The sequence below is a fragment of the Mucilaginibacter sp. BGA-UO-ETr-C110 genome (assembly GCF_059567985.1).
The window spans coordinates 2,746,749-2,766,624 of record NZ_JCAQPB010000002.1 but is presented as its reverse complement, the minus strand read 5'-3'; the positions used below and the strand labels follow the sequence as shown (position 1 = coordinate 2,766,624).

Sequence of the window (19,876 nt, the reverse complement as noted above, 5' to 3'; positions counted from 1 at the left end):
TCTACTCCAACCTTTTCCTCGCCAGTTCCTTGGTATACCGTTCCTGTAGGGGGGCTTTAATATCGATTATCAGGTAGATGCTGGTGCCTTTTTCGCGGGCCAGGTAGTGATCAATTTGGCCCAGTTTTTCGTAGGAGCCTATCATCTTACCGGCTACAAACTGGCGGATGTTCTCGCCGCCGTTATCATCCACATAAATCAGGTATTTGCACTTAAGGCTATCTGGTGCCCAAAGCGTAAAGCTGCTGTTGAGGGATATTGCCCCTGGGAACTTGAATTGTTTACTGTACTGGTTCAGGGCGCCCGCTTCGCCATAATTATCGGCATAAATGAGGGTTTGCTTTTGTTGCTCCGGAGTTAGTTTATGATAAGCTTCACCTACTTTTTGGGCCAGCTCATCCCAGCCATACATATCGGCATAATCCTGGGTTAAGGGGTGTTGCTTTTGATCTTCCCAGGTGATGAGAAAATCTGTGGCAGGTATATTTTTATGGGCAAACCTGAAAAATGCCAGCGTGTTATCTATCGAAAATAGAGGTAACAACATGGGCAGCAAGATCATATTGGGCAACACAAATACCGCTATGGTAAAGGTGCGAAGCACATAGCCTTTGGTTTTTAGCCATCGTTCAAACCCAAAACCACCAGCCGCGAACAACATAGGGTAGGCGCCAAACAGGTAATAGTTTTTGCCATCCATCTCCAGTAAAAAAATAAATATAAGCACGTAGGCGATGGCTAAAAACTGAAAGTTGCGTAGCCTGAAAGAAAATATGAGAAACAGCAAACCGGTGAACCATACAAAAAGAGCCACACCATGTACCAATAACTGTTGTTCAATAAATTCGGCAGGTTTAATATAGCTTAATTGCTCCTGGCGCAAGGCTTTCATATGATGGATGAGTGGCCAGTGATGTTGAATTTGCCAGATAAGATTAGGCAGGCAAACTAAAAAGGCCACTAAAACCGCACCCAATATGTGCTTGTTGAATAATAGTTTACGCTGTTTGCTGATAAGGATACCAATGATCATGGCAAACGTGAAAAAGGCCATGGTATATTTTGTGAGCATACCCAGGCCTACCGCCAGGCCCAACCAGTACAGGTATTTAACATCGGTAGTGTTGAGGTATTTGATCAATAGCCAAACAGTTAATACCCACCAGAACTGATCGAACACTACAGGTTGAAAAAGATAGCCGCTTGCCACAAATGCCGGCGAAAATATAAGCGCCAGGCAAGTTAGGGTAATGGCAAACTTGCGCCCGCCAAATTCAACCGTAATCAAACCGGTAAACCAAACAATGAGTCCGCTGCAAATGGTCGGGAAAATACGTGCGGCAAAAATTGAATGTCCAAAAAGTATGTTGGAAACTTTGGCTACGATGGCAATAAACGGGGGGACTTCCTTATAACCCCAATCCAGATGATCAGCCAAAACCAGGTGCAGTAATTCGTCGCGGTGAAAGCCAAAATGGCTTATAGCGAATAAATTAAGAACAACTTTTATAAATACAAAAATCAGTATGAAGTATGCATAAGTTGACCTTCGGTTTTTATATGGCATTGTTCTGGTAGGTTTTATAATGGCTCAAAGCAGGGGCAAAGCCAAAAGCTAAAGTAACATAACAATCCTTAAAAAACAAAAAGATGAAATGTAACGATTTAGGGGAGGGAAGCTAAAGGCAAAAAGCCTAAAGCCGAAAGCTATTTATCCTGCTTTTGGCCTTAAGCTTTCCGCTTTGAGCTTTTTTAAATCCTGGTTATATCAGCGCCAAGAGCTTTCAGGCGATCATCGATATGTTGATAGCCGCGTTCAATTTGCTCGATGTTGTAAATAGTTGATTGGCCTTGCGCCGATAATGCGGCTATCAGCAAGGCTACACCGGCACGGATATCGGGCGAGGTCATGGAGATACCGCGCAACTGTACCTGTTTGTCTAAACCGATAACGGTGGCACGGTGCGGATCGCAAAGGATGATCTGCGCGCCCATGTCCAACAGCTTATCCACAAAGAACAAACGACTCTCGAACATTTTTTGGTGAATCAGCACCGATCCTTTAGCTTGTATAGCTACTACCAATACAATACTGATCAGATCGGGTGTAAAGCCAGGCCATGGAGCGTCGGCAACAGTCATGATAGATCCATCGATAAAAGTTTCTATTTCGTAATGATCCTGGGCCGGGATGTAGATATCGTCGCCACGCAGCTCCAGTTTAATACCCAGGCGTTTAAATACGTCGGGAATCATACCCAATTCCGGGTATTTTACATCTTTAATAGTGATCTCGGAACCAGTCATGGCGGCAAGGCCGATGAATGAACCTATCTCGATCATATCGGGTAACAAACGGTGATCTGTACCGCCAAGATAGTCAACACCCTCAATGGTAAGCAGGTTGGAACCTATGCCGCTTATTTTGGCGCCCATGCGGTTCAGCATTTTGCAAAGCTGTTGCAGGTAGGGCTCACAGGCCGCATTATAAATGGTAGTAACACCTTTGGCCAAAACAGCAGCCATTACAATATTGGCAGTACCGGTTACTGAAGCCTCATCCAGCAGAATATAAGTTCCTTTCAGGTTTGAAGCGTCAACATTAAAAAAGCCATCGGCAGGGTTGTAGTTAAATTGCGCGCCCAGTTTCTCGAAACCCAGGAAGTGGGTATCTAAACGCCTACGGCCAATTTTATCACCACCTGGTTTGGGGATGGATGCTTTGCCAAAACGGGCCAGCAGCGGACCTACGATCATGATCGATCCGCGAAGGCCACCGCCTTTTGATTTAAAAGTTTCTGACTGGAAAAAATCCTGATCAATATCCTTAGCTATAAAGGTATAGGTATCGGCAGAGGTTTTCTCCACAATAACGCCCATATCGCCCAGTAGCTCTATCAGTTTATTTACATCCTTTATATCGGGTATATTACTGATGGTAACTTTCTGATCGGTTAATAATACCGCCGAAATTACTTGTAAAGCCTCATTTTTTGCTCCCTGCGGAGTAATCTCGCCCTTTAGCGGTTTCCCGCCGTTTATCACAAATGCGTTAGTCATAGGAGTTTATAATTGATTGATCATGATTCATTTTTATACACACTTCATTTAGTAAAACAAGTGTGGTATTGCAGGGCAAAGATTATAAAATTAATGGACATTCTTAAGCCTTCACCAGTTCAATAGTTCAATTGTTTATTGGGCTTTTTGTTTTGAAATAGGTTATGTTTTATAACGGGTTTCTTTATCCTCAGATCATTAATCCCGAGAAAAGGTGTAGCGTTTGTGATTGAAGCAACGTTATATTGTATATTAGGGTGTTATTTGAATAAATGGCGCTTGCTTTTATAAACCCACTAAACCAAACACTAATCATGAAGTTATTTTACAGCGGTATGTGCATTGTGGCGTTTTTAGCCGTAACGGCATGCCATAAAGATAAAAAGGTGGAAATAATAGATAAGCAGCTAACCATGGCCGATGCAGGCAGTACGGTGTCAGTTACAAAGGGTGAAACCATCTCCTTAACCCTAAGTAATCCCGGCGATGGCGGTTATACGCTGAATGATCCCCAATATAAAAACACGGTATTAACACTGGTAAGTCATACACAACAAGGCGGCGATGTAAATAAGATAGGGGATTTTGGTAGCGATACCTGGAAATTTACCGCGAGTGAAAATGGCACTACAACACTTGAAATTACAGCCAACCGTGGTGTAGACAAAATATCACTATTTGCTAATCAGATCACAGTAAAATAAATCAATAAACAACAAAGGGCGGTACATGTATGCACCGCCCTTTGTTGTTTTGTATAGAAACTGTTAATATTTCTTAGCGCCGCCGTTATTACGGTTGCGGTTGTTTTGGTTGTTATTGTTGCTGCGGTTGTTTTGATTATTGTTCTGATTGCTGCGCCCGCGGTTGTTTTGATTATTGTTCTGATTGCTGCGCCCGCGGTTGTTTTGGTTGTTATTGCTGTTGTTTTGGTTAGGACGAAATTCAACACGGTTAAGGTTGATGTTTTCTTCCAGTTTCAGCGTGCCGCCTGATAATGCGTAAAGATCGGCCAGGATACTCTCATCGGCAACCGAATCCTTGTTCCACTGCACATAAGCCATTTTCATAAAATTGGCTATGGCCTGTACCATGTGGCGTTTACGATCGGCATCATCAATACTTTTGGCTTTTTCGATCATCAGCTCAATGGTTTTGCCATAGTGCTTGTATTTAATGCGCTGGTGCGGATATCTTAAAGGCTGCGGTTTAATATGGATAGCCTCTGGTGATGGTTTTGGATATGGTGAGTCTACATCAATCTGGTAATCAGATATAATGTGCAGGTGATCCCAAAGCTTATGTTTAAAATCGGCCACATCGCGCAGGTGCGGGTTTAAAAAACCCATCAGGTCAATCACTACTTGCGCGTAGCGGTTACGTTCTTCTTTAGTAGGCAACGCAACAATGTATTTTACCATGTTTTGTACGTTGCGGCCATATTCCGACAGGATAAGTTTGTTCCTGGTTGAATTATAGTCAAATTCAGGCGTGTTTTGTTGAGCCATGTTTATGCTGTTGTAATGTTATTATTAAGAAGGTTTTAAATTTAGCCAGACAAATGCCCGTGAATTTGGGATATGAGGCTAAAATTGAATTGTTACTAATATTGTAGTAACGCAAATATAACGTAATAGTATCAATGTGCAAATTATTGAGCTAAAATGTTACTTTAGGAGTAAAGATTACAAATATTTAGGCAGTTGTATCTGTGCTGGTGTCAACGGACTTTGGTACTTTGAAAAGTAACACCACAGCCCAGGTTTGTAATATAATTTGAGCAATATTAAGTATCCCAACAATCGTGTTTTCTGATAATGCCAAAATTAGTGCAGGTAAAGTTACAACTATAGAAAAAGCCAGTAACAGGTATTTTACCCATGTATAACCTTTTCTAACTAAATAAGCTAAAGATCCTATTATTATAAATGTGGAAACCATAGCTCCTATAGTTCTTGCAATTGTAAAAGATGTACTTTTTAAAAATAAAATTATACAAGCTATTACAATGGTTGAAAGGACTATGTTAGAGCTTTTAATATAATTGGGATGTACGTTTGACATTGCAATAAATAGTTGATAGGTTTAATTTTTATAATAATAAAATCAAATTTACTATTTCTAATACTCCTTACATCGTGAAAAACAAAATAATCATTACCCATATTGATATATACCGTTTCAGCATCCCCATGGAGCCTTTTACCATTGCAACGGGAACTATGGATCATGCTCAGAACGTTTTTATCCGGGTACATACCGATGCCGGTTTTTATGGTGTGGGAGAATGCTCGGCTTTCCCCATGATTGTGGGCGAAACGCAGGATACCTGTCTGGTAATGGCCCGTGAATTCGCCAAGCTTTGGAAAGGTCATGATGCCCTGGATATACCTGCCCGCATGCAGCAGCTGCACAATTTCACAGCCGGCAATACCACCATTAAAAGCGCCTTTGATATCGCCCTGTTTGATATTGCCGCCAAAAACGCCGGTGTGCCCTTATATCAATTGTTGGGAGGCGAACGCCGCGAAATAGAATCAGACATCACCATAGGTATTGCCGGACCGCACATGATGGCGCTTAAGGCACTTGATTTTAAAGCGACTGGTGCTACTATCCTGAAGGTGAAGCTGGGCAAGAATGCCGTGGAAGATGTGGAACGCATCCGTCAGATCCGGGAAGCTGTGGGCGGCGAAATTAAGATACGTATTGATGCTAACCAGGGCTGGAGTTTTGACGATGCCGTTTTTGCCCTGCAGGCCATGGGGCAATACGATATTGAGTTTTGTGAACAACCTATGCGTACCTGGTACGATGACCGTTTACCACAGCTGATGCAGTTATCGCCCGTTAAGATCATGGCCGATGAAAGCGTATACAACCATCATGATGCCCGTAAACAGATCAACAGTGGCTCCTGCCATTATATCAATATCAAAATGTCAAAATCGGGCGGGATACTGGAAGCTAAACAGATCCATGATGAAGCCGCCTCCAAAGGGATTGCTTGTATGATGGGTGGGATGCTCGAGAGCCGCATTGGCCTGAGCGCTAAACTGCATTTTGTATATGCCTGTCCTAATATCCGGTTTTATGATATGGATACCTGTATGCTGGGGCATCTGGAAGATCCCTGCATTGGTGGTGTCATTTACGAAGGTTATCAGTTAAACATCGGGGATGAACCCGGGATAGGCGCTGATGCGAACGAAGCATCTTTGGCCCATTGTGAGCATTTTAAGATTTAGGCAATGGGGGCCGCGGTGTTTGCCGGGGCCCCATCGTATGGTTTATAATAGCGGCTTGCGCTTAAATCTGTTGGCGCTTTTTGCCGTCGTGTTCTTTTCGGCTTTAGTGTTTTTAACCTCCCTTACTTCCTTTACAGTTTCGCCTTTTGATTTTTCCTTGATTTCCATAATAGTATGTTTTATATATATGAATAATACTTTCTATCAGGTGCTTTTGTTTCAAGTAAATATAACGAAAACTGTCATATTATTGTATTTATTTAATGTGAATAAAATGTTGTCATATCTACGTCAAAGTTGTGCCGGTTTCCAGGGCCTTAGTGTATTTTTTCAGGTCAAATTTGTATAAAAAAGGTGCCCGGTGCGGCCCAATATTTCGTTTCTCATTCAGTTTTTTAATTAGTCCTAAAAACACCAGCTTTTTGGGGAAATTCCGGATATCCAATTTTTTGCCTAACAGGGTTTCGTAAACCGCGTGTATCTCGGTCAAAGTGAACTTGGCCGGCAGCAGTTTCTCGGCTATAGGGTAATAGTACAGCTGCACGCGCAGGGTGTGGAGTGCATCTTTAACCATCTGGTCGTGATCATATAACAGGGGTGGAATCTCGTCGATATTGAACCAGTCACAAGAGTCGGACATTAGACCTGCCTTCGGTGTAACCAGTGAAAAATCGGTAAGAGCGTAGTACCCCACAGAAATGGTTTGATCTATGAGCCAGCTATCTTTAAAATAAGGTATGCCCAGCTTCTCCGAAAATTTTTCAAAATCTAACTCATTCCACTTAATGCGGTCCGGATCGCCAAAGGTTTTATATTGCTGCAGATACAGGTCTGTCAGGCTAGTTCGCTCAGCTACAATGCGGTTGGCGGCCTCATTCAGTGTTTCGGTTCGTTTAATGTATCCGCCTGGAAGGCAATAACCTCCTAATGATTTGAAACCCGATAATAATATTTTTAACTGGTGATCATGATAGCCAAATATGGCGGCATCAATAGATATGTGTGGTATATAATGTTTATACCCGTTGATAATAAAATCTTGTAGTTCGTTTGTGGTTTCCATATAAGTTAGGGTACATCAAATATATCTCAAATTAAACTAATAAATTTCTATTTGGTAAAATTTGCAAAATAGAAATTAAGCCATAACTTTATTGTGTAAAATTTACCAAATAGAAACCTCCTTTTACCATTAACCAGTTATGACATTAAACAGAAGAGATTTTATTACCCGTGCCGCAATGGGTGCGGCCGGGATTGGTATAGCTGCCAGCATTCCGGATTTTTTGTATGCAAAAACAGAACATAAAGCTGATGGACTGTTTTTTAAGCTTGCCTTATCGCAGTTTTCGCTGGCGAGCCAGTTCTGGAGTAAAAAGCTCGATCCGCTTGATTTTCCGATGAAGACAAAAACAGTCTTCGGTATTGAAGGATTGGATTACTGCTCCATGTTTTTTGCCGACAAAGCAAAGGATACCACGTTTTTGAATGAATTGAAAAAACGATCGGCAGATAATGGATGCTACAACCTGCGTATTATGGTTGATGGGGAAGGAGTGTTAGGTCATCTCGACACTGCCGAACGCACAAAAGCTATCGAAAATCATTATAAATGGATAGATGCCGCTGCTTTATTGGGTTGCCCCATGATCAGAGTGAACGTAGAAGGAGAGGGAGCTCCCGAAGAAGTGGCCAAAGCTGCTGCTGACAGTCTGGCTAAACTCATAGCATATGGAAGTAAAAGCAAAATAGATGTTATTGTTGAGAATCACGTAGGGATCTCCTGCAATGGCGCCTGGCTGGCCAGGGTAATGAAAAACGTCAATAATAAACATTGCGGCACCCTGGCCGATTTTGGTAATTTCTGTATCAATCGTACTAAACCCGAAGCGCAAACCATGGATGCCTACATGAAAACCAAATGCCTGGAAGAGTACGACCGGTACAAAGGTATTACCGAGCTGATACCCTATGCCAAAGGGGTTCACGCCAAAAGCCACACGTTTGATGCTGCAGGTAATGATACCGAGACCGATCATTATAAAATGTTCGGTATTATTAAAAAGTCGGGTTTTAATGGTTGGGTGAGTATTGAATATGAGGGCGGTTTGTTTAAAATGTATGCCCCTCAAAGCAATTACCTGGATGATGACGCTGGTGTACTCGCTACAAAAAAATTAGTTGAAAAAGCCGGTAAAGCCGCTTAACCCATCCTGATATGAAAGATATTCAGATCAAAAAGTCGGCCGAGGTATATGATATAGTGATCATTGGCTCGGGCGCAGGTGGTGGTATGGCCGGTTATGTGCTGGCACATGCCGGAATAAAAGTGCTGATGCTGGAAGCAGGACCTTTTTTTGACCCGGCTAAAGATTCGCTGCAATTGAAATGGCCTTATGAGTCGCCTCGTCGTGGTGGTAATGCTACACGGCCCATGGGCGATTTTGATGCGGCATACGGCGGCTGGGACATCGATGGCGAACCCTATACGCAAAAAGGCGATACTGATTTTAAATGGTTCCGGGCCAAAATGCTGGGCGGGCGTACTAATCATTGGGCGCGTATATCTTTAAGGATGGGCCCTAAAGATTTTAAATGTTACAGCAGCTTTGGTGCGGGCGACGATTGGCCCATCACCTATGATGACATTAAACCCTACTATGATAAGGTGGACAGGCTCATCGGTGTGTATGGCTCTATGGAAGGTATGGAGAATGATCCGGACGGCATCTTTTTACCGGCACCCAAACCACGGCTTAACGAGCTGTTTGTGAAAAAGGCAGCTACCGGGCTGGGTATTAAAGTAATAGCCGGCAGAGGTTCTGTACTTACCGCGCCACTGCCCGGTAATAAGGACAGGGGTTCCTGCTTTTTTTGCGGGCAATGCAACCGCAGCTGTAAAATATATGCCGACTTTTCGGCTTCCTCCTGCCTGGTGATCCCGGCCATCAAAACAGGCAATCTCACTGTGATTACCAATGCGGTGGTGCGCGAGATACTTACCGGATTCGACGGCCTTGCTAACGGTGTATCTTATATCAATAAGAATGATATGCAGGAGTACTCGGTAAAGGCAAAAACAGTGATCCTGGCGGCTGGTACCTGTGAGTCGGCGCGTATATTGCTCAACTCTAAATCTCCGCAACATCCCAATGGTTTGGCCAATAGTAGTAATGTAGTAGGGAAATACCTGCATGACTCTACCCAAACCGGCGGCGCTGCAATTATGCCTCAACTGCTCAATCGCAAACGATTTAATGAGGATGGTGTTGGCAGTTTACACTTATACGCACCCTGGTGGGGCGATCATAAAAAGCTCGATTTTGCCCGGGGGTATCACCTGGAGATCTTTGGCGGGATGATGATGCCATCGTACGGGGGATATTTGGGTTTTGAGGGTACGCTGGTGCCTTATATTAATGGGTATTTGCCCGGGGCAGATGGTAAGATGAAACCGGGCGGTGGCTTTGGCAAATCGTTGAAAGAAGATTACCGTCGTTTTTACGGTACAATGGCCGGAGTAGGCTGTCACGGCACCGATATCGCCAAGGAAGATAATTACTGTGAGATAGATAACAGTGTGGTTGATAAATACGGTATCCCGGTATTACGGTTTAACTATAAATGGGGCGACGAAGAAATAAAACAGGCCCGGCACATGCAGCAAACCACCCAGGAAATTATTAAAGCCATGGGCGGTATTCCGCTGGGGCAACCGGCGGGCCCCGATAAAAAGTATGGGTTGGATAAGCCGGGAAAAGGTATCCATGAGGTGGGCACCGTACGCATGGGCGATAAGGTAGGCAAGTCGGCATTGAATAAATGGTGTCAGGCGCATGATTGTAAAAACCTTTTTGTGGTGGATGGCGCAGCGTTTACCCAACAATCTGAAAAGAACCCCACCTGGACTATCCTCGCGCTCTCGATGCGCACAGCCGAATATATTTTAGATCAGAAACGAAAACTAAACGTGTAAGCCATGAACAGAAGAGAGAGTTTAAAAGCCATAGGTTTATCGGTATCAACAGTAGTGCTGCTGGATGCCTGTAAAACGAATACTGATGTTAAAACGGAAGACAGTAAAACGGCGGCCGAACCTGGTCGCCAGACTTATGAAACCGAACGGGAAAAACACCTGCTGACTAAAAAATATTTTACCGATCATGAACTGGCCACTATAACGGTACTGGCCGATATCATTATTCCGAGGGATGAGCATAGCGGCAGCGCCTCGGATGCTAAAGTGGCCGATTTTATAGAGTTTATTGTTAAGGACGAACCCGAACATGCCCTGCCTATGCGCGGCGGTCTGCGCTGGCTGGATGTAAAATGTTTGAATGTATATGGCAGCGAGTTTAAAAGCTGTACAGCACAGCAGCAGGAGGCTATGTGCAGCCAGATTGCTTACCCTGCACTGGCCAAGCCCGATATGTTGCCAGGCGTTACCTTTTTTAATAAAATGCGTGAACTGACGGCCATCGGTTTTTTCACCAGTAAAATTGGCATAGCCGATCTGGGTTACAAAGGAAATTCACCTGGAAAATGGGAGGGAGTACCTGCCGATGTATTAAAGCAGTATGGGTTGGAGGGCGTGTAGTCTTTATAAGATAAGAGCCCGTCATACCGAACTTGTTTCGGTATCTCACAGGGTGGTCTGTCTGCATGATGTATACGCAGCTTATGGGATGCCGAAACAAGTTTGGCATGACTTCCTTTTATGAAGAAAGCCCGGCAGTTTTTAAACTGCCGGGCTTTCTTGTAATCCTTGTTCTTTAATCCAAGAATCTTTTATCCCAAATGGCTTAGCTCCGCAAAATATTTGTGGAACAATGGAATAGTTTCAATGCCTTTATAGTAATTGAAAATATCATACTTTTCATTAGGAGAGTGTAATGCGTCGCTATCGAGACCAAAACCCATCAGTACGGTTTTAAGACCAAGTTCGGCTTCAAACAGTGCCACAATAGGGATACTGCCACCACCACGCGTAGGTATCGGATCTTTACCAAATGACTCGGCTATGGCTTTCTGGGCCGCACGATAGGCCACGCTATCGGTTGGTGTTACAGCTGGTTCGCCGCCATGATGTGGGGTCACCTTTACTTTAACGCTTGCCGGGGCTATGCTTAAAAAGTGTTTGGTGAAAAGCTCGGTGATCTTTTCGCTGGTTTGGTTTGGTACCAGGCGCATAGATATTTTGGCACTTGCTTTTGAAGGTAATACCGTTTTGGCACCTTCGCCAATGTAACCACCCCAAATACCGTTTACTTCTAAAGTGGGACGGGTGCCGGTACGCTCAAAAGTAGTATAATCTTTTTCGCCCCAAAGCTCTTGTACATCCAGGTCTTTTTTATATTCATCCTCATTATAAGGTGCGTTATTCAGCGCAGTACGTTCTGCAGGAGTAAGATCAACTACATCATTATAAAAACCGGGAATAGCGATGTGATTGTTTTCGTCATGTAGAGATGCGATCATTTTGGCCAGTATAGTCGCCGGGTTAGCTACCGCGCCACCATAAACACCAGAGTGCAGATCACGGTTAGGGCCGGTTACTTCAACTTCCAGGTAAGATAAGCCACGCAGGCCAGTCTCCAATGAAGGATGTTCCATGCTGATCATCGAGGTGTCTGATATCAATACCACATCGGCTTTCAGTCGTTCCTTGTTGGCCTTTACAAAAATAGCCAGGTTTGATGAGCCAACTTCTTCTTCGCCCTCTATCATGAATTTGATGTTACAAGGCAGCGTGTTGGTTTGCATCATCAGTTCAAAGGCTTTTACATGCATGTAAAACTGGCCCTTATCGTCACAGGCACCGCGGGCATATATTTTACCATCGCGTACAGTTGGTTCAAATGGTGGGGTTTTCCAAAGCTCCAGCGGATCTGGCGGCTGCACATCATAATGCCCGTATACCAATACGGTAGGTTTTGAAGGATCGATTATTTTTTCGCCGTAAACAATGGGGTAGCCAGCTGTCTGGCAAACCTCCACTTTATCGGCGCCCGCGTCGCGTAGCTTTTGTGCCACATAATCGGCGGTTTTTAAAACGTCGGGTTTGTATTTAGGATCGGCGCTAACCGAAGGGAAACGTAAAAGCTCAAACAATTCGTCAAGTAAACGTTGTTTGTTTTCGTCTACATACTGTTTTATATGCTGCATAGTTATCAATTTGCAGCAAATATATTGATGTTTATTGACTTAAAACAGCAACAGTTCATGCGGTTTAATGGCATGAACTGTTGCGTATATATGGAAGGTGATTTATCTGTATAAATAATTATGCGGTAAAGTCAGCAGAACCTAAATCTCTTTTCGGACCAGACACAGCAGCGAAGTCAGCAGAGCCTAAATCTCTTTTCGGACCAGATGCAAAAGCAAAGTCAGCAGAACCTAAATCTCTTTTAGGACCAGACACAGCGGCGAAATCAGCAGAACCTAAATCTCTTTTAGGACCAGATACGGCAGCAAAGTCAGCAGAACCTAAATCTCTTTTAGGGCCAGACACAGCAGCGAAATCAGCAGAGCCTAAGTCTCTTTTAGGGCCAGACACAGCGGCGAAATCAGCAGAGCCTAAATCTCTTTTCGGACCAGACACAGCGGCGAAATCAGCAGAACCTAAATCTCTTTTAGGACCAGATACAGCAGCAAAGTCAGCGGAGCCTAAATCTCTTTTAGGACCAGACACAGCAGCAAAGTCAGCGGAGCCTAAATCTCTTTTCGGACCAGACACAGCAGCGAAATCAGCAGAACCTAAGTCTCTTTTAGGGCCAGACACAGCAGCAAAGTCAGCAGAACCTAAATCTCTTTTTGGGCCAGATACAGCAGCGAAGTCAGCCGAGCCTAAGTCTCTTTTAGGACCAGATACAACAGCGAAGTCAGCCGAGCCTAAGTCTCTTTTAGGACCAGATACAACAGCGAAGTCAGCCGAGCCTAAGTCTCTTTTAGGACCAGACACAGCGGCAAAGTCAGCAGAACCTAAATCTCTTTTCGGGCCGGATACAGCGGCGAAGTCAGCAGAACCTAAGTCTCTTTTAGGACCAGATACAGCGGCAGTTTTGCCTCCATCAGGAGTTGAAAGGTTTGAGCTGTAAACTGAAGAGGTTAGGAAAGCGCTTAATGCCAAAGCTGTTATGATTGTTGACTTTTTCATAATGTTTTTTTTAAATTTTGTTTGTGGGGGATGAATATTTTTGTTTTTGTTAAATTATTTCTAAGTTGTATTTGTATGCAGGTTTAATCAACATTGTTTAAATCCTGTTGAAGGCTAAATGTTCATTTGGTCGATGCGGCACTGTGTTTTCTTTTTGAGACAACAATACGCTGGTACTCATGTCTGTAAATATTATTGCAGGTAGTTTTTTCATTTGGCCAAATGATTTAATCGTGTTTGTAGTCATGATTAAATAAAGATCAATCGGCGCTGCCCAAGTCTCTTTTAAAGCCATTGGTAAATGAGTGTGTACCAATGAGCTCGGTGCGTACATTTACTTTTTGGCAGGATGAAACAATGCCGGTAAAAAGAATAGCTAGTGTAATGATGATCAGTTTTTTCATGACTTATATATCTAATGCTGTACAGATTCAGTTAATATTTAGTGTAAAATTTAAAAGTTTAGTCGGCGCTGCCTAAATCTCTTTTAAACCCGGTAGCTGTTTTGTTAAAAGTTGCCACTGGTAATTCTGCTGTCTTTTTCGATGATGACGATAAAACTCCTGTGCTTACTATAAGCAATGCCAATAGGATGGTTCTTTTCATGCTGGTTAATATTTATATTGATATTATATTTAATTAACTATTGTTAAATAATACTGTAACTAATATTTAATAATACGTGTGTTTAACTTGTCTGCAACCGGTTTATCATATGTTTAAACGGTTGTTATATTGTTTTAAATTTTAATTTGATAATCAATGTTATACGAAGTAATTATTTTAACCTTATGCATAATAATTCATATCATTTTCTTGAAAAAAAACAGTAGTTTTAGAGGCGTTAGTTGTATGCTTAGTAAAACTTTTATTGTTTTTTTTATTTATTTTAATTAATCAGATAGTATAATAGTTTAAAATATAGCCTCTTAAGTATTTTTATGCTTCAAATTGAAGTGTGAAGTGCTATTTTTATGCTATGTAAATATTATAATATAGTAAATTATACTTATGCAATGTGTTGTATATCAATTAATTAACACCGCAAATATAAATATGTTTTTTGTTTTTTAAGTAAAAAAAATAAAAAAGTTTTCAACAACGTTTTTATCCTAGTTATTGGATATATTACATCATAATTCATAACTTTCACGCTAAATGACCGTAAAAGTGCTTTAATGAAAAAAAACTGTACATTTTTATTATTTTTTTTTGTAACACTTACTGTATATGCAAGGGATATTAATGAAGTGGTGGCTAAGGATACAAACGAGGTAGTAAATTTAAATAGTCAGGCTTATGCAAATAGATTAACCGATCCAAAACAAACAGTTGAGGATGCAACTAAAGCTTTAACGCTGGCTACTAAACTCAGTTATTTAGACGGTATTGCAGAATCTTATCGTGTTATAGGTATTGGAAAGTATTACCTCGACCAGCCCGAAAAAGCTATTGATAATTACCTTAACGCGCTGGCTTATTTTTCCAGGAGCAGTAATCTTAGGGGTGAAGCTAAAGTTTATAACAATATAGGGGTGTTATTTCGCGATCATGACTATGATCGTTCCCTGGTTTATTTAAACAAGTCTCTTGCTATTGCCCAAAAAATTGGTGATAATAAATTGATAGCCGCTTCATATCTGAACATTGGAAACACCTACAATCGTAAAAATAACCTGCATCAGGCCCTTGGTTATTATGATAAAAGCTATCAACTGTTCAGTAAATTACAAGATTCTGTAAATCTGATACAGTGTCTGCTAAACAGAGGGGTGATATACTATAAGTTAAAGGATTATGACAAAGCTCTTGGTCTGTTGCTGGAAGCTAACAGAGGAGCCAAGGCAAGAGATCTGAACGAATCCGTAGCCAGTATTAACCTTACACTGGCTTCGTTGTATATGGCACAGCGTAAGTTTGATGATGCCGAAAAAATGGTACGCGAGGGTACAGCCTACACCCAGTTGGTTAAAGATCCCAAACTGGAATATGATTATAAGTACACCACTTATGAGCTGGAGCTTAACCGAAAGAATTTTGAGAGCGCTTTATCATCGCTAAGAGAAATATATAAACTGGACAGTGCAACGTATAAAACGAATGTATCTGTACAGATGAACCTGATTGAGGCCAAACGCAAGCAGGAAGAGCAGGCAAAAGAAAATGAACTTATTGCCAACAGACAAGCTTATGAACGTTCCCGTTTCTGGGCTGTGAGCACTGTAGCCGGTTTGTTACTGGTTGTAATTGGCTTATTAGTTGGTAATGTGAAACGGAAGGCAAAAACCAATGCGCAGCTTACTATGCTTAACGGGGAGGTTTTAAGACAAAAGGATAATCTTGACCGGATAAACCATCACCTGGAGGAGATCATCGATGAAAGAACAAAAGACCTGCAGATCAAAAACAAAAAGCTTTCTGAACATTCCTCTTATCTTTCGCACCAGATCAGGGGGCCGATCGCTACCTTGCGTGGTTTAATAAACCTGGAAAAGGAAGGGCTGGTTGATCAGGAAGAATGTATCGCTATGATGGACAAATGCGTTTCGGAAATTGACGAAAAAATAATTGAAATGAGCGATATGCTGCACGGTCCTTCGCATAATAGCAACCCCTGAAACAGTTCTGCTTTTTTATAATGATCAGCCTAGATTAAAAGCGCTTGGCCATGTAGAGTGTATTTGCGCCTCAATAAGTCCCAGGTAAATACAGTATCTGGATATCATTTGCAGGATAAGCAATTGGCGATGTTTATCATAGCCCTCGGTTTCAAAGGCCAACGTTTCATCACCAGCGGTAACAAAAAATCTAACTTCACCCTTCCTGGGTTTAAATCTTGATTGTAAAAGATCAAATACCTTAACTTTAAGTTTGCTTTTGGGGTCATGAATGGTCCCATCTTTCAAAGCCTGGTTTTTTGAAATAGATATAAGATAATTTGACATAAACATTTTTTATGATAAAAAATGTTTATGCCACAATTTTTACTCCAATTTTAAATTATATGGGATATAAAATGAAATTGTGTCAATTTATTTGCCTTTTTCTTGAAAAGTTTACTAAAATTAAATATTGTTAACCAATATTTAATTGAATTGGACTAAATTAATCGATAATTTATATCAAGGTATGTAGCATAAAAGGTGTAACTGTAAGGTTTACAGAACACATTATTAAATTATAGGACTAAAATGCTTTTGTTTCGCAATTCTTCATAAAGTAAAATCACTTTGCGCTGCAGGCTCGCGATCTCCGATTCCCTATCTACCAATTTTTTCTGGGCAATGCTCAGGTTTGATGGCGTAAGATCTACTTCACCTTCTTCAACGCTTAATATTTGCGCAACTGTTATTTCAAATATATTGGCAATTTGTTCCAATCTCGACAGGTTAATATCAGTAACACCGGTTTCGATCTTTGAAAAGGCCGGAATAGAAATACCTAACCGGTTTGCTACATCCTCCTGGCTCCATCCGCGTTGGTGACGTAAAGTTCTGATGTTTTTTCCAACGGATTTGTTCGTTTTCTTTTTGGTGCTGTCGTTCATATCAATGTTTCCTCATAATTAACTAAGGGAACATATCCAAATGGTATGCCATCATTCATTCCCGTTAAAACTATCGGGAATGCCTTACCGTTTAACGGGATGTCAAAAAAAGTGGGGAATTATTTACACAAAAACAAAGCTTAACCTTCAGTTGATATTATTAACGATATAAAGTTTGGCAAATTTAAGAAGTAATTGTTTCTGGCCTATTTCTTTAAAAAATATGGTTGCTTTAATGTCGGGTTTATTGCCTTCCAGGCTCAATACTTTTCCAAAACCGAAACGTTCATGCTCCACTTCCATACCTACCTGCAGGTTTGAAGTATCAGACGGTTTAAAATTGGGCGATGGCACGTGCGCCTTAGCCAATATGGATGTTGTTTTAACCGGGGCGGATGTTGCCGGTTTGGGCTTGGAGAATGCATCAGCTTGTTTGCCGCCGCTCCAGGCTTTACGATCATCGTCAAAGAACGCGTTACCACCACTGCTTGCCGGTTTGGCGCTGTAGTCAAGCTCCAGGTATTTGGCATCTATCTCATCCAGGAAACGGCTCGGCTCACAGCTAATGAGCGTACCGAACTTAAACCTCGATGTGGCATAACTGATGGTAAGCTTGGTTTCAGCACGGGTAACAGCTACATAAAACAGGCGGCGCTCCTCTTCCAGGTCACTCCGTGAATTGAGCGACATTTGTGAAGGGAACAGATTTTCTTCCAAACCCACCACATATACCTGCGGAAACTCCAATCCTTTGCTGGAGTGGATGGTCATTAATGACACCGTATCAGCATCTTTATTCTTGTCCTTATCGTCATTAGTGAGCAGGGCTACATCCTGCATAAAAACGTCGAGCCCCTTTTCCTCAATGTCTTCCCGTTCCGAAAATTCCTTGATACCATTCATCAACTCCTGTATGTTCTCGTACCGGTTAAGTCCCTCAACCGATTTATCCTCATACAGATCTTTCAATAAGCCGGAATGCTGTGCGATATACAAAGCCGATTCATAAGCCGATTTTGATTTGGCCAGCACCTGGAAACTCTGGATCATGGTAGCAAAGGTGCCTACCGCGCCCGATATTTTTCCTTCCAGGTATTTGCCCGGCTCCACAATCACTTCCCATGGAGTGATGCCATGCTGATCGGCACTTACAATGATCTTATCAACCGAGGTATCGCCAATGCCCCTTTTAGGGTAGTTGATCACCCGTTTCAGAGCTTCCTCGTCGTTAGGATTAAAGGTAAGCCGGAAATAAGCTATCAGATCCTTGATCTCCTTGCGTTGATAAAAGGACAGTCCGCCATATATTTTATAGGGGATACCGAGCTTGCGCAAGGCTTCCTCCATTGATCGTGATTGCGCGTTGGTACGGTACAGGATGGCAAAATCATGCCATTTACGACCTTTCAGACTGCGGTCCTGCATAATGGTTTCGGCCACCATTTTACCTTCCTCGTTATCGCTGAAGGCACGCATTACTTTTATTTTGTCGCCGCTTTCCTTTTCTGAAAAAACGTTCTTTTTAAGCTGATCCTTATTATTGCTGATGATGCTGTTGGCAACATTTACAATGTTTTGGGTAGAGCGGTAATTTTGCTCCAGTTTAAATACTTTCAGATCAGGGTAATCCTTTTCAAAATTGAGGATGTTTTGAATATTGGCGCCACGGAAGGCATAGATACTTTGCGCATCATCACCCACCACACACAGGTTTTCATTTACGGCAGCCAGTTTTTTTACAATCAGGTATTGCGAAAAGTTAGTATCCTGATACTCATCCACCATGAGGTATTTAAACTTATGCTGATACTTGTTGAGCGTATCGGGGTGAAGCTTTAGCAACTCATTGGTTTTGTACAGCAAATCGTCAAAATCCATAGCGCCGGCCCTGAAACAGCGGGTGGCATAGGTTTGGTAAATAAGCCCCAACTGACCGCGGCCGCTCGAAAAATCGTCGGCCTGGATCTGTTCGTTCTTTTGATATTCCTGCCACGAAATAAGGTTGTTTTTAGAAGCTGATATGCGGTTGAGCACAAAGTTTACATTGTACAGCTTATCATCCAGGTTCATTTCCTTTAAAATAGCCCGTAGTACGCTTTTGCTGTCGTCGGTATCGTAAATGGTAAAATTGCTCGGGTAGCCAATTTTATCGGCCTCCACGCGCAGTATCTTGGCAAATACCGAGTGGAAAGTACCCATCCAGATATTTTTGGCTTCGGGACCCACCACATGGGTAATACGCTCGCGCATTTCGCGGGCGGCTTTGTTGGTAAATGTTAATACCAGTATGTTAAAGGAGTCGACACCTTTGCGTACCAGGTGTGCCACTCTGTATGTAATAACCCGTGTTTTGCCAGATCCGGCGCCGGCAATAATCATTACCGGTCCTTCGGTTTGTTCAACCGCTGCCCTTTGTTCGGGGTTTAAACCCTGTAGATAATCCAAAATCTTTTCCTCTTTTCTTGAATCAGCGAAATTAAGGTTTTGAGCCGAAAGGGGAAAGTAAGATTGACACCAGATGGGATAAAAATATCAACAATAGTAAAGGCGCGAAAAATGAGTGTCCAAAACTTTCGCCCTGATTCCAGTCCACATTTTTTATCAGCAAAAAACCAAACTTATAAAATTCAAACAGCCTCCTGTACCCGGGTGACTTTTTAAACCTTTATTTTAACACTTTTTCAGCCAAAATGAGGGTGAAATTGCTCAAAAATTGATCAGAAACTCAATCAAAACCATCGATTTTAACACTTTTTAACAAATTTTTGATGGGTTTTGAAAGCTTTAAAAAGTATTAATTTATTGGTATTCAAATAACTAGATACAAAACGGTCGGTTTTTCGGACGTTTTTGTCCTTTAACCAA

At 42.0% G+C, this 19,876-nt stretch carries 19 protein-coding genes; 6 read left to right on the top strand and 13 right to left on the bottom strand.

Going from position 1 to position 19,876, the window contains the following annotated elements; translation table 11 throughout:
* Position 1: 1 nt before the first annotated feature.
* Together AC57BQ_RS12110 and murA are read right to left on the bottom strand one after the other, a co-directional pair.
* Positions 2-1,567 carry an ArnT family glycosyltransferase gene (locus tag AC57BQ_RS12110; RefSeq protein WP_496406531.1) on the bottom strand — a complete coding sequence of 522 codons (1,566 nt, stop codon included), beginning with the start codon at positions 1,565-1,567 and terminating at the stop codon, positions 2-4.
* A 185-nt stretch (positions 1,568-1,752) separates the two neighbouring features.
* Positions 1,753-3,060: a UDP-N-acetylglucosamine 1-carboxyvinyltransferase gene (gene murA / locus AC57BQ_RS12105; RefSeq protein ID WP_496406530.1), complete on the bottom strand. Its 1,308-nt coding sequence runs from the start codon at positions 3,058-3,060 to the stop codon at positions 1,753-1,755.
* A gap of 314 nt (positions 3,061-3,374) precedes the next feature.
* Between murA and AC57BQ_RS12100 the strand changes: the two genes are divergently transcribed.
* Positions 3,375-3,764 (top strand): protease inhibitor I42 family protein, encoded by a 390-nt coding sequence (locus AC57BQ_RS12100; protein ID WP_496406529.1) that lies wholly within the window; start codon positions 3,375-3,377, stop codon positions 3,762-3,764.
* Between the two features lie 63 nt (positions 3,765-3,827).
* Here AC57BQ_RS12100 and AC57BQ_RS12095 read toward each other — a convergent pair whose 3' ends face one another.
* Both AC57BQ_RS12095 and AC57BQ_RS12090 read right to left on the bottom strand, forming a co-directional pair.
* Positions 3,828-4,568 (bottom strand): DUF4290 domain-containing protein, encoded by a 741-nt coding sequence (locus tag AC57BQ_RS12095; protein ID WP_090468688.1) that lies wholly within the window; start codon positions 4,566-4,568, stop codon positions 3,828-3,830.
* Between the two features lie 187 nt (positions 4,569-4,755).
* Positions 4,756-5,124, bottom strand: a complete 369-nt coding sequence (locus AC57BQ_RS12090) for a hypothetical protein (RefSeq protein ID WP_496406528.1) — start codon at positions 5,122-5,124, stop codon at positions 4,756-4,758.
* An 86-nt stretch (positions 5,125-5,210) separates the two neighbouring features.
* On the opposite strand from AC57BQ_RS12090, the gene AC57BQ_RS12085 reads away from it, so the two are divergent.
* A complete protein-coding gene (locus AC57BQ_RS12085; protein ID WP_496409472.1) occupies positions 5,211-6,308 on the top strand; it encodes a mandelate racemase/muconate lactonizing enzyme family protein in 1,098 nt (365 codons plus the stop codon).
* 42 nt (positions 6,309-6,350) lie between these two features.
* Here the strand turns inward: AC57BQ_RS12085 and AC57BQ_RS12080 are convergent, their stop codons facing one another.
* The gene (locus AC57BQ_RS12080) at positions 6,351-6,476 is read right to left on the bottom strand and encodes a hypothetical protein (RefSeq protein WP_496406527.1); all 126 of its coding nucleotides are present in this window, start codon (positions 6,474-6,476) and stop codon (positions 6,351-6,353) included.
* A gap of 118 nt (positions 6,477-6,594) precedes the next feature.
* Entirely contained in the window at positions 6,595-7,371 is a 777-nt protein-coding gene (locus tag AC57BQ_RS12075) for an NUDIX hydrolase (RefSeq protein ID WP_496406526.1), read from the bottom strand.
* Between the two features lie 139 nt (positions 7,372-7,510).
* Here AC57BQ_RS12075 and AC57BQ_RS12070 point away from each other — a divergent pair, with 139 nt between their 5' ends.
* Genes AC57BQ_RS12070 through AC57BQ_RS12060 form a run of 3 tightly spaced genes read left to right on the top strand, consistent with a single transcriptional unit; the run spans position 7,511 to position 10,905 of the window.
* Positions 7,511-8,515 carry a sugar phosphate isomerase/epimerase family protein gene (locus AC57BQ_RS12070; RefSeq protein ID WP_496406525.1) on the top strand — a complete coding sequence of 335 codons (1,005 nt, stop codon included), beginning with the start codon at positions 7,511-7,513 and terminating at the stop codon, positions 8,513-8,515.
* Positions 8,516-8,526: 11 nt separating this feature from the next.
* Positions 8,527-10,284 carry a GMC family oxidoreductase gene (locus AC57BQ_RS12065; protein WP_496406524.1) on the top strand — a complete coding sequence of 586 codons (1,758 nt, stop codon included), beginning with the start codon at positions 8,527-8,529 and terminating at the stop codon, positions 10,282-10,284.
* Between the two features lie 3 nt (positions 10,285-10,287).
* Positions 10,288-10,905, top strand: coding sequence for a gluconate 2-dehydrogenase subunit 3 family protein (locus AC57BQ_RS12060; RefSeq protein WP_496406523.1), 618 nt, complete (start codon positions 10,288-10,290; stop codon positions 10,903-10,905).
* Between the two features lie 191 nt (positions 10,906-11,096).
* Here the strand turns inward: AC57BQ_RS12060 and AC57BQ_RS12055 are convergent, their stop codons facing one another.
* The 4 genes from AC57BQ_RS12055 to AC57BQ_RS12040 form a co-directional block, all read right to left on the bottom strand.
* Complete coding sequence (locus AC57BQ_RS12055; protein WP_496406522.1) at positions 11,097-12,473, bottom strand: dipeptidase; 1,377 nt, start codon at positions 12,471-12,473, stop codon at positions 11,097-11,099.
* Positions 12,474-12,591: 118 nt separating this feature from the next.
* A complete protein-coding gene (locus tag AC57BQ_RS12050; protein ID WP_496406521.1) occupies positions 12,592-13,464 on the bottom strand; it encodes a hypothetical protein in 873 nt (290 codons plus the stop codon).
* A 260-nt stretch (positions 13,465-13,724) separates the two neighbouring features.
* Positions 13,725-13,868 (bottom strand): hypothetical protein, encoded by a 144-nt coding sequence (locus AC57BQ_RS12045; RefSeq protein ID WP_496406520.1) that lies wholly within the window; start codon positions 13,866-13,868, stop codon positions 13,725-13,727.
* Between the two features lie 58 nt (positions 13,869-13,926).
* Complete coding sequence (locus AC57BQ_RS12040) at positions 13,927-14,070, bottom strand: hypothetical protein (protein WP_176852055.1); 144 nt, start codon at positions 14,068-14,070, stop codon at positions 13,927-13,929.
* Positions 14,071-14,642: 572 nt separating this feature from the next.
* Between AC57BQ_RS12040 and AC57BQ_RS12035 the strand changes: the two genes are divergently transcribed.
* Positions 14,643-16,082 (top strand): tetratricopeptide repeat protein, encoded by a 1,440-nt coding sequence (locus AC57BQ_RS12035; protein WP_496406519.1) that lies wholly within the window; start codon positions 14,643-14,645, stop codon positions 16,080-16,082.
* Positions 16,083-16,106: 24 nt separating this feature from the next.
* Here AC57BQ_RS12035 and AC57BQ_RS12030 read toward each other — a convergent pair whose 3' ends face one another.
* From AC57BQ_RS12030 to AC57BQ_RS12020, 3 genes are all read right to left on the bottom strand, one after another.
* Positions 16,107-16,409: a hypothetical protein gene (locus tag AC57BQ_RS12030; RefSeq protein ID WP_090468675.1), complete on the bottom strand. Its 303-nt coding sequence runs from the start codon at positions 16,407-16,409 to the stop codon at positions 16,107-16,109.
* Positions 16,410-16,642: 233 nt separating this feature from the next.
* Positions 16,643-17,011: a helix-turn-helix domain-containing protein gene (locus AC57BQ_RS12025; protein WP_076374337.1), complete on the bottom strand. Its 369-nt coding sequence runs from the start codon at positions 17,009-17,011 to the stop codon at positions 16,643-16,645.
* A 147-nt stretch (positions 17,012-17,158) separates the two neighbouring features.
* Positions 17,159-19,456 (bottom strand): ATP-dependent helicase, encoded by a 2,298-nt coding sequence (locus tag AC57BQ_RS12020; protein ID WP_496406518.1) that lies wholly within the window; start codon positions 19,454-19,456, stop codon positions 17,159-17,161.
* Positions 19,457-19,876 lie beyond the last annotated feature (420 nt).